The sequence below is a fragment of the Acinetobacter oleivorans DR1 genome, assembly GCF_000196795.1.
In the GTDB taxonomy this organism is placed as follows: Bacteria; Pseudomonadota; Gammaproteobacteria; order Pseudomonadales; family Moraxellaceae; genus Acinetobacter; species Acinetobacter oleivorans.
Window position 1 is genome coordinate 2,550,225 of the sequence record NC_014259.1, and the last position, 13,532, is coordinate 2,563,756.

A 13,532-nucleotide genomic window follows, 5' to 3' on the forward strand; every position below is an offset into this window, starting at 1 on the left:
CTTTTTTATTGGCTCAAAAATTTATTTAGTCATTTTACGTAAAGTCAAAATCTGCTCGCTTCGTCCAAATGGGCCATATACATCATGTAAAATTGCACTGGTTAAACCAATACCATCCGAACCATATTGCTGAACGGTTTCCAGACCTAGCCATTTCCCTTGCGGATAACGGTGCATGTGGATTTGTAAATCAAGATTTGGAAAGCCCCAAGTAAATTCGCCTTCTTGTCGTGGGACAATGCCGTTTGCCGCATCTACCATGCCAATTAAATGGGCAAAATCTGTGGTCGGCTGCCCTTCCACGATTTCTTTATCATTATTGAGCCAAACAATGCCTTTACCCGCACGATGCTGATCATCAGTTTTAGTGACGAGTGTCTGGATAAAACCACCCGGCCATCTTTTCATACCTGTCCATTCTGTAAAGGTATCTGGATGGTGAACTGGCTGATCTTCAAGCCCAGCAATATCGGAACTGTCTTGAGTACACATGCGCCATGCTCTAGCCACAATGCAGGTTTTACCTTGTGCTTGCATTTCGGCTTCAATCAATTCAATGGTTTTACCGGCACGAATCACATGTGTCTTAATCGTAAATTCACCAAATGCAATCAATCCAAAAATATCAAAACTAATTCGACCAATTCGCATATCTTGTCGTGGCGAAAATTGCTCTAACTCAGCTGCGATGACACCACTTGCAGGCGCCATGTGCTGTTCATGAGGATTCCAAGCCCCTTGTGCATGAACAGTTGAACAATAATGAGCAATAACTTCACCTTGAGGACCAATTGTTCTATTCAGTAATTGATAATAAGCATTCATGATTTTCTTTCCGTAGTCCTTATCCAACATCAATATTTGATGAAAATTCACATTTTAATGCTTATGTTAACCCTCTATTTCTTTGGCTCAACTGGTTTTTCCTACCAAAAACTGATGAGTCTAAAATTGCAAATTTAATCACTAGGTAAAATTTTGCATGTCAATTTCACCCAGTGATTCTAAATATTACGATTCATTAAAATGCAAAAGCATCTTGATCAAGTTCCATGATCGATTCAGCGCCAGACTCAATTGAAGCAGCATGGCTCTGTGTACGATGTAAAAGCTTTTGATAGAAAAACTTAGCTGTCGTTAACTTTGCTTTATAAAAAGCTTCTTCTTGTGTACCCGATTCTAATTTTTCATGGGCAACTTGTGCCATTTGAGCCCACAAATAAGCGAACACGACATAACTAGAAAAATAAAGATAATCTACTGAAGCTGCCCCTATTTCTTCAGGGTTGTGCTTGGCTTTCTCTGCAATCGTTTTAGTCAGTGACAGCCATTGTTGCTTAAGCTCAGCTAATTTTTCTAGATAAGGTTTCAGGGTTTCACTAGATTGTTGTTGACCAATAAATTGATCAATTAGATCGGTCATATTCTTTAGAAGTTTGCCTTCTGACTTTAGAACTTTACGTGCAAGTAGATCTAAAGACTGGATTTCGGTCGTTCCCTCATACAATGTTGAGATACGCGCATCACGTACAATTTGCTCCATACCATGCTCAACAATGAAGCCGTGGCCACCAAATACTTGAACGCCATGCTTGGCAGACTCATTACCTGATTCTGTTAAAAAAGCTTTGGCAATTGGCGTTAAAAAAGCCAGTAATTCATCAGAGTGTTTTTGCTGTTCCTGATCATTTGAACTTTCTACAATATCAACATGCTGAGCTAAAAAGTAAGCCAGTGCACGACCACCTTCAGAAAAAGCTTTTTGCGTCATTAGCATCGAGCGCACAGCGGGATGCACAATAATTGGATCGGCATTTTTTTCAGGATATTTAGGACCAGATAACGATCGCATGGCGAGTCGCTCTTTGGCATAACTTAATGCGCCTTGAAATGAAATTTCAGAAGCAGCAAGCCCTTGTACTGCTGTTCCAATACGTGCGGTATTCATGAAGGTAAACATACAATTGAGTCCGCGATTTTCAGGACCAATCAAATAACCTTTTGCGCCATCAAAATTCAGTACACAGGTCGCATTGCCATGAATCCCCATTTTATGTTCAATCGCACTACAAACGACTTTATTACGGTCCAGTACCTGACCGTCGTCACTCACATTAAATTTTGGAACAATAAATAAAGAAATACCTTTAGTCCCTGCGGGTGCCTGAGGCAGACGGGCTAAAACAATATGAATAATATTTTCAGAAAGATCGTGTTCACCTGCCGAGATAAAAATCTTTTCACCCGTAATTGAGTAACTACCGTCCGGATTGGGTTCTGCTTTCGTTCTAATTAACCCAAGGTCCGAACCCGCATGTGATTCGGTTAAACACATGGTTCCGGTCCAGACACCACTAATGAGCTTAGCCAAAAACTTCTGTTTTTGTTGCTCGGTGCCATGATGCTCAATGGTTCTCATTGCACCATGAGACAAGCCCGGATACATTGCCCATGCCCAATTAGAACCACATAACATTTCAGAAACCGCAATCCGCAGCAATGTTGGTAAGCCTTGTCCGCCATATTCTGGATCGGCGGTTAAAGAGGTAAATCCAAGCTCAGCATATTTTTGGTAGGCTTCTTTAAAACCTTTCGGCGTTGTGACTACGCCTTGATTTAAATGACAGCCTTCCTGATCGCCATTTTGATTTATGGGCGCCAATTCATTTTCACAAAAATCTGCTGCTGCCTCTAAGTATTGATCAATTAATTCTCGATTTACGCTTTCCTGATATTTGCTTAAACCTTGATAATTCTGTTCTGTTTGAAGCATTTCATGCAGTACAAATTGCATATCGCGTAATGGAGCTTTGTATAAAGGCATAGTTTTTTCCTTTCACCTCTCTGCCTGTGTTATGGGCAGATATCGTTTTTCCTTAAAATGGACTTTTATTGTTTCAATCTCATCAAAATATCAAAAAATTTCTTATAGCAAAATATATTTTCACTAATTTAATAAAATTATCATAACTTAACCATAGGAATAAAATATAAATATATGTTTTAAATACATATATAAAATAAAAAGTTATTAGTCTCGTTTTAAATAGAATAAATTTATATTTTGTATTGCAAAATTTTATTCCGTAAAAATTCAATTTATAGTATGGTGATTTAGATTGCTTAATTATCCAAGGACGATTCATGGAAAGCCCGAAATACACAGGTCTTGAGTTTTTAACCGCTTTAAAAAATGGTGAAGTTTCTCCATCACCTATGGCTCACACCATACCAATGGAACTCGTTGAAGTTTCCGAAGGTAAAGCAACTTATAAAGTTACCCCTCGCAAAGAACATAGAAATATTCAAGGCGGTGTACACGGCGGCTTTTGCGCCACAGCTTTAGATACAGCTACTGGCAGTGCAGCTCATACATTGCTCGAACATGGCGTTGGCTATGGAACTATTGATTTAAATGTAAAAATGATCCGCCCTATGCAGATTGATACATCTTACTATGCGACAGCCGAGTTGATTAATGCGGGCCGTAATATTATTAGTACCGAAGGAAAAATCGTAGATGAGAACGGCAAAGTGTATGCTTTTGCTTCGGCAACTTTAATGATTATTCGCAAATAATAAAATATTGAAGCTCCTGTTTATGGAGCTTTTTCTTGCTTTGCAATTTTGTTCATTTCATAAAAATCTAAGCGATCAATCATAAAACTTAATATTGCCATCGCTAAACCTAAAGCAGCACAGGCTTCCCATCCCCAATGTTTCCATGCATACACCGCAATAAAAGAACCCAAAGCGGCTCCACCAAAATATAAGGTCATATAAATTGAGTTAATACGCGAACGAGCCTCGGCCGAAATTCGATAGACCAGATTTTGATTAAGTACATGAAATGCCGACAAACCGAAATAAGCCATAACCACTCCAACAGCGTAGGCAACCAGAGACTGCTGTGCAAAAAATAGTGGTATCCATGCACTTATTAATAAGCCCATACAAATCACTGCAATTTTATTCTCAAGGCCTGCTGCAATTTGCTTACCTGCCCAAGGGGTCGCAAACACACCTGCCAGTCCAACAATTCCAAATAAACCAATCTGGAAATCGTTAAAGTGATAAGGCTCATTCGCCAAAATAAAAGTCATGGTGGTAAAAATGAGAGCCAGAATACCAAAGCCAATTCCCCCTGCCAAACCACGGCGTAGTAAATGAGGCTGATGAGCTGCTAATGAAAATAATGAACCATAGATTTGTAGAATATTGAGTTGGTGAGACTTACGTGCAACAGGTAACTTTACCCACATTACCCAAGCAAACACCAAAATGACAATTCCACTAATTAAATAAACCGCATGCCAAGACCAAACTGTAGAAAGTAAGCCTGCAATCGAACGCGCCAATAATATTCCCAAAAACAAACCACTCATGAGAGTGCCTACAACTTGAGGGCTTTTTTTCGGGCTAGCTAGACCTGCGGCGAAAGGAACTAAAACTTGAGTTGCAATTGAAAAGAATGTGGCTAAAAAGGTAAAGCCATATAAAGCTGGTAAGGTTTGACTTAAGGATAACCCTACTTGAGCAAGGCCGGTACAACACATGAGCAAGCAAATATAACTGCGCTTTTCAAAAAAGTCGCCTAGGGGAACTAATATAAAAAGACCAACTGCATATGACAGTTGGCTAATCACAATAGTTAAAGCGACTTGATCGGCATTAACTTTTAATGCTTCTGCAATTGAATAGATTAAGGGCTGGTTATAATAGTTTGAACCCGCACAAATTCCACATGTCATTGCCATGATAAAAATAAAGCTTTTTGACAGTATATTTTCTGCATTGGGCTCAACTATTTTTTCCATTTTTAACTACGCCCTATTTTAAAATTTATACATCGATACAAAGTTTACGCGTGATACATCAGCGGTTCTGCCATCAAACACTTCTCGTTTGCCTTGATGATATTCCATACCAATATCCATTTGCTCAATCGGTGAATAAAAGACGTTAGCTGCGTAGTCCGTTAGACGTTTGTTGGCATCTGGGTTGAGTTTGGCATAAGCAGTGTCGTCATCATAATCAAACATCGAAGCCGATAAGTTTGCACGCCATTGCTCATTGAATTTATATGAATAACCAATATTGATGCTATTCAACTTATTCATAACCAAATCTGTTTTATCTTCATTTAAAGAAAAATCACCCGCGGCATTTAAATTTGTTGAATTTGCCAAACCACTTTGGGTGGTATACGGCATAAATTTTTGATCGCCGACAATATATTGATAATTTGCTTGTACCGACTGCTGAGGTGTTAATTGATATTTTAAGCCGCCTCCAGCACCCCAGCTTACTTTCTTAACCGTGGCAGTTGCGACATCTGCGGATTTTTCATTAATAAAACCTTGAGCAAGTGCCGTTAAAGGCCCTTGTTTAAAGCTATAGCGACCCGTTAAAGTTGGAAATGCCGAGACTCTCGAACCTGTATATTCCAAGGCTACTTTTAAATCATTATTGGCATCAATTTTCCAGTCATAGCGAATTTGAGGAGTACGCGTATACGAGGTTCCCACAAATTGCGTGTAATCGACAGCTTCGGTACGGGTTTCCATGTTAGACATGAGTGACCATGTTTGACCAAAGGTCCAGTCTTTATAAGTGAAAAAAGCATGACGGATACGGAATTTACCATCGCCAGTTCCCATGTTAGAGCTATCAAAGAAATCGGCTTCAATATTTCCCGTCACAGCTTTATTTGGGCTATTAAAATAAACACCCAATCGGCTTGCATTAATCATGGCATCGGAACGTGCATGATTTGAACGTTTTTCAGTTTCAAAAGGTGTTCGGTACAGGCTACTGGTCGTTCTACCACCCGAATCTGGTGAAGATTTAAAATCGACCGCCGCATCAATACGAGCAATACCGTAAACCTTCACGTTATCCGTCCAAGTGACCCACGAAGGAGCAACGGGCTTTTCTGTTACAGTCGCTTTAGTTTTTTCAATGTTCTCTTCGATCTTTACCTGTTTGACCTGTAAATTATTTTGAGTTTGTTTCTGAGCAGCAAGTTCTGCTTTTAATTTTTGCAGCTCGGTTTCTAGCAAATTGATTCTTTGTTCTGTCGTATCTGAAGAATTTGCAAAAATAGTCCCTGAAGCCGCAGCGCAAGCTGCAGCTAAAATTAATTTTTTCATCTTTTAATCCTTAAAGAAGCGTTTTTCCGTGTGTATTTAGGCTACACGTGCATCAATTAGTTCACAGTCAGTGACCGCTTGTAATTCATCAAAACTAAGACCTTCCACCATTTCTGTGACGTAAGCTTTTTGGTCTTTGAGTTCAATAATGCATAAATCGGTATAAATACGGTTTACACACTGCTCACCCGTCATTGGATAGCTCAGTTCTTTTACAATTTTGGGCACACCTTTTTTAGTGACATGCTCCATATAGACATAAATCGTTTTTGCACCGACTGCCAAATCCATAGCACCGCCAACTGCCGGCACATCATCTGCTTTACCAGTGTGCCAGTTTGCTAAGTCTCCATTTACCGCAACTTGGAATGCCCCAATTACGCAAATGTCCAGATGGCCGCCACGCATAATGTCAAATGAGTCACCATGATGCATAAAACATCCACCATCTAATAAAGTGACAAGTTCTTTTCCAGCATTGACTAAGTCTTCATCTTCCTCACCCGGTTGTGGTGGAGGCCCAAAAGCCAAGACACCATTTTCCGAATGTAAAAAGATTTCTTTGTCTTTTGGCAAAAATTTAGCAACGTTGGTCGGTAAGCCAATGCCTAGATTGACATAGGAACCTTCCGGAATGTCATTGGCGATGAGTTTGGCAATATCTTCACGAGAACGCTTTTGAACTGACATTAGATATCTCCTACTTTTACAACGTGCTGAACAAAAATTCCCGGTGTAATAATGCACTCTGGGTCAAGCTGTCCTAGCTCAACTGTGTCATTCACTTGAACAATCGTGCTCTTAGCGGCTTTTGCCATGATTGGGCCAAAATTACGGGCTGCTTTACGGTAAGTTAAATTGCCCCAGCGATCAGCTTTATCGGCATAAATCAATGCAAAATCAGCTTCAAGTGGATATTCAAGCACATAGTTTTTACCGTTAATGGTTCGGGTCTCTTTACCCTCGGCAACTTTGGTGCCATAACCAGTCGGAGTAAAAATAGCACCGAGACCCGCACCTGCAGCCTGAATACGACATGCCAAATTACCTTGCGGAACCAGTTCTAACTCGATTTTTCCAGCTCGATATAAGTCTTGAAAAACGGTTGACCCAGCAGATTTCGGAAATGAACAAATCATTTTTTTAACGCAACCGGCAATAATCAGATTTGTTAAACCACGATCACCCGAAGCCGCATTGTTATTTACAATGGTGAGTTCTTTTTTTCCTAAATCGATTAAGGCTTCAATTAATTCAGCAGGTTGCCCTGTCACACCGAACCCACCTGTCATGATGGTTGCTCCATCAGGAATAGCTTTTAAAATCGGTTCAATGTCACTGGTGATTTTATTTATCATCTCACTTGTCCCTTTTCATCCTTAATTTAAGGTGACAGATTGATCTGTCACTCTGCCTTTTGCGGGTTAAATAGTCGGTCTTTAATAAATAACAATGGAATTACCCCGCAGATAAAATAAGCCGCAGCCATCACCAAAAGCCCTAAGCCAATAGAACCGTTCTGCGATAGAAAACCAATTGTTAATGGAGAGAAAATAGAAAGTACTTTGCCAATGTTATACGCACCACCCACTGCCGAACCTCGAATTGAAGTCGGGAAACTTTCTGTCATATAGGTAGCATTAATTGCGTATGGAATACCGTAAAGGAAACCGAAGAACAGCATCATCCATAAAATATTGGTTGGTGTATTTAAATAGACAATAACCGGAATAAATAAAGCTGTACCAATGGTTCCGAAAGCGAATACAGCGCGGCGCCCTAATTTGTCGGCAACGATCCCTGCAATTACTTTGGCAAACATCATAATTAGGAAAGTACCGACCATATACATGGCCATTTCTTTAAATTTGATGCCAAGATCAGACTCTAAATAAGCCGGTAACCAGTTACTTACACCGTAATAACCAAACTGCAATGCACCTGTACTAATAATCCAAAGAACAAACATGGTGCCGTGTTTCTTATCTCTTAAAATTTCAAGATATGGGTTTTGACGTTTTTTAGGTTGGTTACTTTGAGCGACTTCTAACGCTTTTAATTGACGTGCTTTTTTCCAAGACTCAGGTTCAGGTACACAAAAGTGCATTAAAATTGACAACACCACAGGCGTAATCGCAATCCAGTATAGGAAACGCCAGCCGTGTTCAGGAATAATATGTCCTGCTAATAAGGTCGCTAGCAAGGAACCTAAGGTATAACCCGTCATAAGGGTAGCCAAAACAGTCGAGCGATGTTTGGTTGGCACCATTTCTGACATTAAAATATTACAAGCAATATAGAGCGCACCTAAACCCATCGCTCCAAAAGTTCTTAAAACTGCAAATTGCATATAAGAATCAGTAAAACCCAGTGCGCTGGTTAAAACTGAAGAATAAGCAATAAAGAACACGATAATGCGGACCCGCCCAAAACGGTCACAAGCCCAACCACCAATCAAGCCACCAATTGCTGAACCTAAAAGTGTTAAACTGCCTAATGTTCCGGCTTGTACACCCGTTAAATGAAATTCTGTTTTAAGACTGGTCAGGCTTAATGCCAAAAAACCTAAGTCTGCCCCATCACACAACAATGTTAAAAAAGCGAATATAAATGCGGTAATCCAAATCTTTTTTGGTGTCTGGATAGCTTCACTGCTAGCCGTATTTTGTGCAACTGTTTCTGTTGTCATGTCCATATCCTCAGAAGGAACATGAGGCATCCAATGCCTCATGGCATTTGTTTTTTATTAGGTAGTAGCTTCCCTAATCATGTTTTTGGCAATAATAATTTGTTGAACTTGTGTGGTTCCTTCATATAAACGGAACAAACGCACATCGCGATAAAAACGCTCAATGGCATATTCACTGATATAGCCTGCGCCACCATGAATCTGTACACAGCGGTCAGCAACGCGGCCACACATTTCAGTTGCAAACATTTTTGCGCAAGACGCTTCTGTACTAATGTTTTCGCCATTATCACGGCGGCGAGCTGCATCTAAAACCATACATTTAGCTGCATAAATCTCGGCCTTTGAGTCAGCAAGCATCGCTTGAATCAACTGGAAGTTTGCAATAGGCTGACCAAATTGTTTACGCTCAATCGCATAGTGCAATGCGTCGTTTAACATGCGTTCGGCAACACCCACACTATAGGCACCAATGTGCAAACGCCCTTTATCAAGCACTTTCATGGCCGTTTTAAAACCAACACCTTCTACCCCACCAATGAGTGCAGAAGCAGGTACACGGCAATTTTCAAAAATCACATCACAGGTGTGCGAACCCTTTTGCCCCATTTTTTGGTCAATTTTGCCTAACGTAATGCCTGGTGTATTGGCCTCAACTAAAAAAGCTGAGATGCCACCAGAGCCTTTAATTTCAGGATTTGTTCGGGCCATTACGGTAAAAGTTGCAGCATGAGGTGCATTGGTAATAAAACGCTTGGTGCCGTTTAATACATAAAAATCGCCGTCTTTTACTGCACTGGTTTTTAAAGAGGCAGCGTCAGAGCCAGATTCAGGCTCGGTTAAACAAAATGAACCAATAATTTCGCCACTTGCGTAACGCGGTAAATATTTTTGCTTTTGCTCTTCTGTGCCATCAATCAAAATTGCACTTGAGCCAATACCGTTATTAGTACCAATTAAAGAGCGAAAAGCTGGTGAAGTTTGCCCAAGTTCAAATGCAACTCTGACTTCTTCTTCCATGGTGATGCCTAGGCCACCATATTCTTCGGGAATTGTGAGGCCAAACAAACCAAGCTCACGCATTTGCTGCACAATGTCATCTGGAATTTTGTCTTTCTCTACCACTTCGTTTTCACGAGGGATCAATTCATTTTTTACAAAATCTCGAATTGTTGAAAGTAACTGCTCCAACATCCCTTCATCACGGATCATCTGTGATCTCCCTTTTTATGTATTTCCATCGTACCCATCAGCCATCTCCAGCTTGTCTGGATACCATGTTTTAAATCTTGTTTACTGCGGATGTGTTTCATAGTACGAGAACGAAAATACAAATTTCAAGCTTTTTTGAAAATTAATTTCGTTAAACGAAATTTAAAAATACACCATTACGTAATATCAAACACTTAGCTTATTTAATAAATCATAATTGCTCTAATGGGCTAAATAAGACTTGAAATAAATTCCAAAATAAGCATCATAAAAGGAATATAGTTTTGATGTGCGAAACAAGGAATTCAAAAATGAGTGTATCAATAGGGAATAATTTCGTAGAAGTCGACTTTTCTATTCAAAAAATAGCGGTTGTTAAAATTAACCGACCTGAAGCAAAAAATGCACTGAATACAGAGGTTCGCAAACAACTAGCACAAGCTTTTACCGAATTAAGTTTTAACGATGAGATCAATGCGGTTGTACTCACAGGTGGTGAAGAAGTCTTTGCCGCAGGTGCAGATTTAAAAGAAATGGCAACAGCAACTTCAACAGAAATGTTATTGCGTCATACGGAACGTTATTGGAACGCGATTGCCCAATGCCCTAAGCCTGTGATTGCTGCTGTAAATGGTTATGCATTAGGTGGTGGCTGCGAACTTGCAATGCACGCTGACATTATTATTGCAGGTAAAGGTGCAACCTTTGGCCAACCGGAAATTAAGGTTGGTTTAATGCCGGGTGCTGGTGGTACACAACGTTTGTTCCGTGCTGTTGGTAAATTTCATGCCATGCGCATGATTATGACGGGTGCTATGGTGAAAGCCGAAGAAGCTTATACCATCGGTCTTGTTTCACAAGTCACAGAAGATGACCAAACTATTCCAACAGCCATCCAAATGGCGCAAAGCCTCGCAAAAATGCCTCCGATTGCCCTGCAACAAATTAAAGAAGTTGCCTTAATGAGCGAAGACGTTCCATTAAATGCAGGCTTAACCCTAGAACGTAAAGCATTCCAGTTACTGTTTTCGACCGAAGATAAAAATGAAGGCGTTCAAGCTTTTATCGAGAAGCGTAAGCCGTCATATCAAGGTAAATAATTTAAAACCATAATAACAAAGGAATGAGCATGACCAGAAAAGTATTAATTAGTGCAGGTGGTTCAGGGATTGGACGATGCATTGCCGAAGCATTTTTAAACAATCATGATGAAGTTTTTGTTTGTGATATCAATGCTGAGAGCCTAGAACAGTTTCAACAAGATTATCCAAAGCTGCATATACATGCCTGTGATTTGGCTGATCATGAAAAAATTAAGCTGATGTTTAGTCAAGCAATTTCGAAACTTGGCGGTATTGATATTTTAGTCAATAACACAGGCATTTCAGGCCCGACCGTTGCAGCAGATGAACTAAGTTTTGAAGATTGGAATACTGTCATTAATTTAAACCTGAATAGCACTTTTTTAATTACCCAGTTAGCCATTCCCTATTTAAAGCAAGCACAGGCAGGCGTGATTATTAATATGTCGTCTATTGCTGGCCGCTTAGGCTATCCATATCGATTGGCCTATTCCACCTCAAAATGGGGACTGATCGGTTTTACCAAAACGCTTTCTATGGAACTTGGTGCAGACAATATTCGAGTAAACGCTATTCTTCCGGGTGCAGTCGATGGTGATCGGGTTCAACGCGTATTACAGGCCCGCGCCGAAGTAGCAAATACCTCACTTGAAGAAGTGACTCAAAATGCACTGAAAAATCAGTCGCTCAAATATTTTGTCAATCCAAAGCATATTGCAGATTTATGCCTGTTTTTAGCATCAGACAGTGGTCGCTCAATTTCAGGTCAAATCTTACCGATTGATGGTGATAAACAATGCTTAAGCTAAATCACCAAACCCTATTTTTCCGTTTAATTTCAAATATAGATTAATCATCAGGATGATCGACATGACTTATGATATTAAAAACATGGCTGTGATTGGTGTCGGTATTATGGGCAGCGGTATTGCTCAAATTGCTGCACAGTCAGGTCATACCACTTATTTATATGATGCCAAAGCCGGTGCAGCAGAACAGGCCAAAGAAAAACTAGCTGCCACATTTCAAAAGTTAGTCGACAAAAATAAAATTACACCTGAGCAAGCAGCTCTGGCAAATAGCCATTTAGTTGTTGCTCATCAAATTGAAGATTTAAAAAATTGTGACCTCATTGTAGAAGCAATTGTTGAACGCCTCGATATCAAACAAAACTTGATGCAACAGCTTGAAGACATTGTTTCGGATAATACTATTTTAGCCTCAAACACCTCTTCTCTTTCTATTACAGCCATTGCGGCGAACTGCAAAAAACCTGAACGTGTTGTGGGCTATCACTTCTTTAATCCCGTTCCACTCATGAAAGTGGTCGAAGTCATTCGTGGTTTAAAAACAGATCCACTTATTATTGATGCTTTAAACGATTTATCTCGTGCATTTGGTCACCGCCCTGTTGTAGCGAAGGACACCCCTGGATTTATTATTAATCACGCGGGCCGAGCTTATGGCACCGAAGCACTCAAAATTTTAAATGAAAATGTCTGCGACATCAGTGAAATTGACCGAATTTTACGTGACGGCGTTGGTTTTAGAATGGGTCCTTTTGAATTACTCGATTTAACTGGTCTTGATGTTTCTCATCCAGTTATGGAGTCGATTTATCATCAGTACTATGAAGAAGCCCGCTACAAACCAAACCCGTTAACCAAGCAAATGCTTGATGCCAAACAACTTGGACGTAAAGTCAATCAAGGTTTTTATAACTATGAAACCGGTTCAAAAACAGGTGAACAACCTGCCAAATTTGTAGAGCGTTTAGCACAATATCCAAAAGTTTGGGTAGCTGCCGATTTCCCTGAAGATAAGAAACAACTCGAAGATTATTTAACTCAGCAAAATATTGCCCTAGACACTAATCCTGAACCACAAACAGATAGCTTATGTTTACTTGCTTGTTACGGCGAAGACACAACCCAAGCGGCGACCCGCTTAGGAGTTAACCCTGAACATGCTGTTGCTATAGACATGCTTTATGGCATTACAAAGCATCGAACCTTAATGCCATCACTTATTACCAAACCTGAATACCGACAAGCCGCTCACTCTATTTTCAATCTAGATGGAAATCTGGTGAGTATGATTAATGAAAGTATTGGCTTTGTTGCTCAGCGTGTTTTAGCGATGGTGATTAATCTAGGCTGTGATATTGCCCAGCAAAATGTTGCAACAGTAGATGACATTAATGCCGCGGTTCGTCTTGGCTTAGGCTATCCATTTGGTCCAATTGAATGGGGCGATCAAGTCGGCAGCCAAAAAATCTTACTCATTCTGAACCGTATAACAGCGCTTACGCATGACCCACGTTACCGCCCTAGCCCGTGGTTACAGCGCCGTGTCGCACTTCATTTACCTCTTACTTTTACTCACGAGTCTTGAAAA

Annotated in this window: 12 protein-coding genes; 4 read left to right on the forward strand and 8 right to left on the reverse strand. The window is 40.2% G+C overall.

Going from position 1 to position 13,532, the window contains the following annotated elements; genetic code table 11:
• Positions 1-21: 21 nt before the first annotated feature.
• Both AOLE_RS11910 and AOLE_RS11915 read right to left on the reverse strand, forming a co-directional pair.
• On the reverse strand, positions 22-825 hold the full coding sequence (locus tag AOLE_RS11910) for a thioesterase family protein (protein ID WP_013198231.1): 804 nt from the start codon (positions 823-825) through the stop codon (positions 22-24).
• Positions 826-1,021: 196 nt separating this feature from the next.
• Positions 1,022-2,824 (reverse strand): acyl-CoA dehydrogenase C-terminal domain-containing protein, encoded by a 1,803-nt coding sequence (locus AOLE_RS11915; RefSeq protein WP_013198232.1) that lies wholly within the window; start codon positions 2,822-2,824, stop codon positions 1,022-1,024.
• 305 nt (positions 2,825-3,129) lie between these two features.
• Here AOLE_RS11915 and AOLE_RS11920 point away from each other — a divergent pair, with 305 nt between their 5' ends.
• Positions 3,130-3,579, forward strand: coding sequence for a PaaI family thioesterase (locus AOLE_RS11920; protein ID WP_081399170.1), 450 nt, complete (start codon positions 3,130-3,132; stop codon positions 3,577-3,579).
• A gap of 20 nt (positions 3,580-3,599) precedes the next feature.
• Here AOLE_RS11920 and AOLE_RS11925 read toward each other — a convergent pair whose 3' ends face one another.
• From AOLE_RS11925 to AOLE_RS11950, 6 genes are read right to left on the reverse strand one after another with little or no spacing between them, the layout of a single operon-like run.
• On the reverse strand, positions 3,600-4,817 hold the full coding sequence (locus AOLE_RS11925; RefSeq protein ID WP_013198234.1) for an MFS transporter: 1,218 nt from the start codon (positions 4,815-4,817) through the stop codon (positions 3,600-3,602).
• A gap of 18 nt (positions 4,818-4,835) precedes the next feature.
• On the reverse strand, positions 4,836-6,152 hold the full coding sequence (gene dcaP, locus AOLE_RS11930) for an outer membrane trimeric porin-like protein DcaP (RefSeq protein WP_013198235.1): 1,317 nt from the start codon (positions 6,150-6,152) through the stop codon (positions 4,836-4,838).
• Positions 6,153-6,188: 36 nt separating this feature from the next.
• Positions 6,189-6,842 (reverse strand): 3-oxoacid CoA-transferase subunit B, encoded by a 654-nt coding sequence (locus tag AOLE_RS11935; protein ID WP_013198236.1) that lies wholly within the window; start codon positions 6,840-6,842, stop codon positions 6,189-6,191.
• Positions 6,842-7,510, reverse strand: a complete 669-nt coding sequence (locus tag AOLE_RS11940) for a 3-oxoacid CoA-transferase subunit A (protein WP_013198237.1) — start codon at positions 7,508-7,510, stop codon at positions 6,842-6,844. The genes AOLE_RS11935 and AOLE_RS11940 overlap by 1 nt, the downstream gene beginning before the upstream one ends.
• A 47-nt stretch (positions 7,511-7,557) precedes the next feature.
• Positions 7,558-8,841: an MFS transporter gene (locus AOLE_RS11945; RefSeq protein ID WP_013198238.1), complete on the reverse strand. Its 1,284-nt coding sequence runs from the start codon at positions 8,839-8,841 to the stop codon at positions 7,558-7,560.
• Positions 8,842-8,898: 57 nt separating this feature from the next.
• The gene (locus AOLE_RS11950; protein ID WP_005304187.1) at positions 8,899-10,053 is read right to left on the reverse strand and encodes an acyl-CoA dehydrogenase family protein; all 1,155 of its coding nucleotides are present in this window, start codon (positions 10,051-10,053) and stop codon (positions 8,899-8,901) included.
• Between the two features lie 311 nt (positions 10,054-10,364).
• On the opposite strand from AOLE_RS11950, the gene AOLE_RS11955 reads away from it, so the two are divergent.
• The 3 genes from AOLE_RS11955 (at position 10,365) to AOLE_RS11965 (ending at position 13,529) form a co-directional block, all read left to right on the forward strand.
• Positions 10,365-11,153, forward strand: a complete 789-nt coding sequence (locus tag AOLE_RS11955; RefSeq protein ID WP_005304184.1) for an enoyl-CoA hydratase — start codon at positions 10,365-10,367, stop codon at positions 11,151-11,153.
• Positions 11,154-11,182: 29 nt separating this feature from the next.
• Positions 11,183-11,944, forward strand: coding sequence for an SDR family oxidoreductase (locus tag AOLE_RS11960; RefSeq protein WP_013198239.1), 762 nt, complete (start codon positions 11,183-11,185; stop codon positions 11,942-11,944).
• A gap of 61 nt (positions 11,945-12,005) precedes the next feature.
• Positions 12,006-13,529: a 3-hydroxyacyl-CoA dehydrogenase gene (locus AOLE_RS11965; RefSeq protein ID WP_013198240.1), complete on the forward strand. Its 1,524-nt coding sequence runs from the start codon at positions 12,006-12,008 to the stop codon at positions 13,527-13,529.
• Positions 13,530-13,532 lie beyond the last annotated feature (3 nt).

Coding starts and splice junctions, on each gene's coding strand:
- AOLE_RS11960 (WP_013198239.1), top strand. CDS start 11,183: ATGACCAGAAAAGTATTAATTAGTGCAGGTGGTTCAGGGATTGGACGA.
- AOLE_RS11925 (WP_013198234.1), bottom strand. CDS start 4,817: ATGGAAAAAATAGTTGAGCCCAATGCAGAAAATATACTGTCAAAAAGC.
- AOLE_RS11935 (WP_013198236.1), bottom strand. CDS start 6,842: ATGTCAGTTCAAAAGCGTTCTCGTGAAGATATTGCCAAACTCATCGCC.
- AOLE_RS11940 (WP_013198237.1), bottom strand. CDS start 7,510: ATGATAAATAAAATCACCAGTGACATTGAACCGATTTTAAAAGCTATT.
- AOLE_RS11955 (WP_005304184.1), top strand. CDS start 10,365: ATGAGTGTATCAATAGGGAATAATTTCGTAGAAGTCGACTTTTCTATT.
- AOLE_RS11910 (WP_013198231.1), bottom strand. CDS start 825: ATGAATGCTTATTATCAATTACTGAATAGAACAATTGGTCCTCAAGGT.
- AOLE_RS11915 (WP_013198232.1), bottom strand. CDS start 2,824: ATGCCTTTATACAAAGCTCCATTACGCGATATGCAATTTGTACTGCAT.
- dcaP (WP_013198235.1), bottom strand. CDS start 6,152: ATGAAAAAATTAATTTTAGCTGCAGCTTGCGCTGCGGCTTCAGGGACT.
- AOLE_RS11965 (WP_013198240.1), top strand. CDS start 12,006: ATGACTTATGATATTAAAAACATGGCTGTGATTGGTGTCGGTATTATG.
- AOLE_RS11945 (WP_013198238.1), bottom strand. CDS start 8,841: ATGACAACAGAAACAGTTGCACAAAATACGGCTAGCAGTGAAGCTATC.
- AOLE_RS11950 (WP_005304187.1), bottom strand. CDS start 10,053: ATGATCCGTGATGAAGGGATGTTGGAGCAGTTACTTTCAACAATTCGA.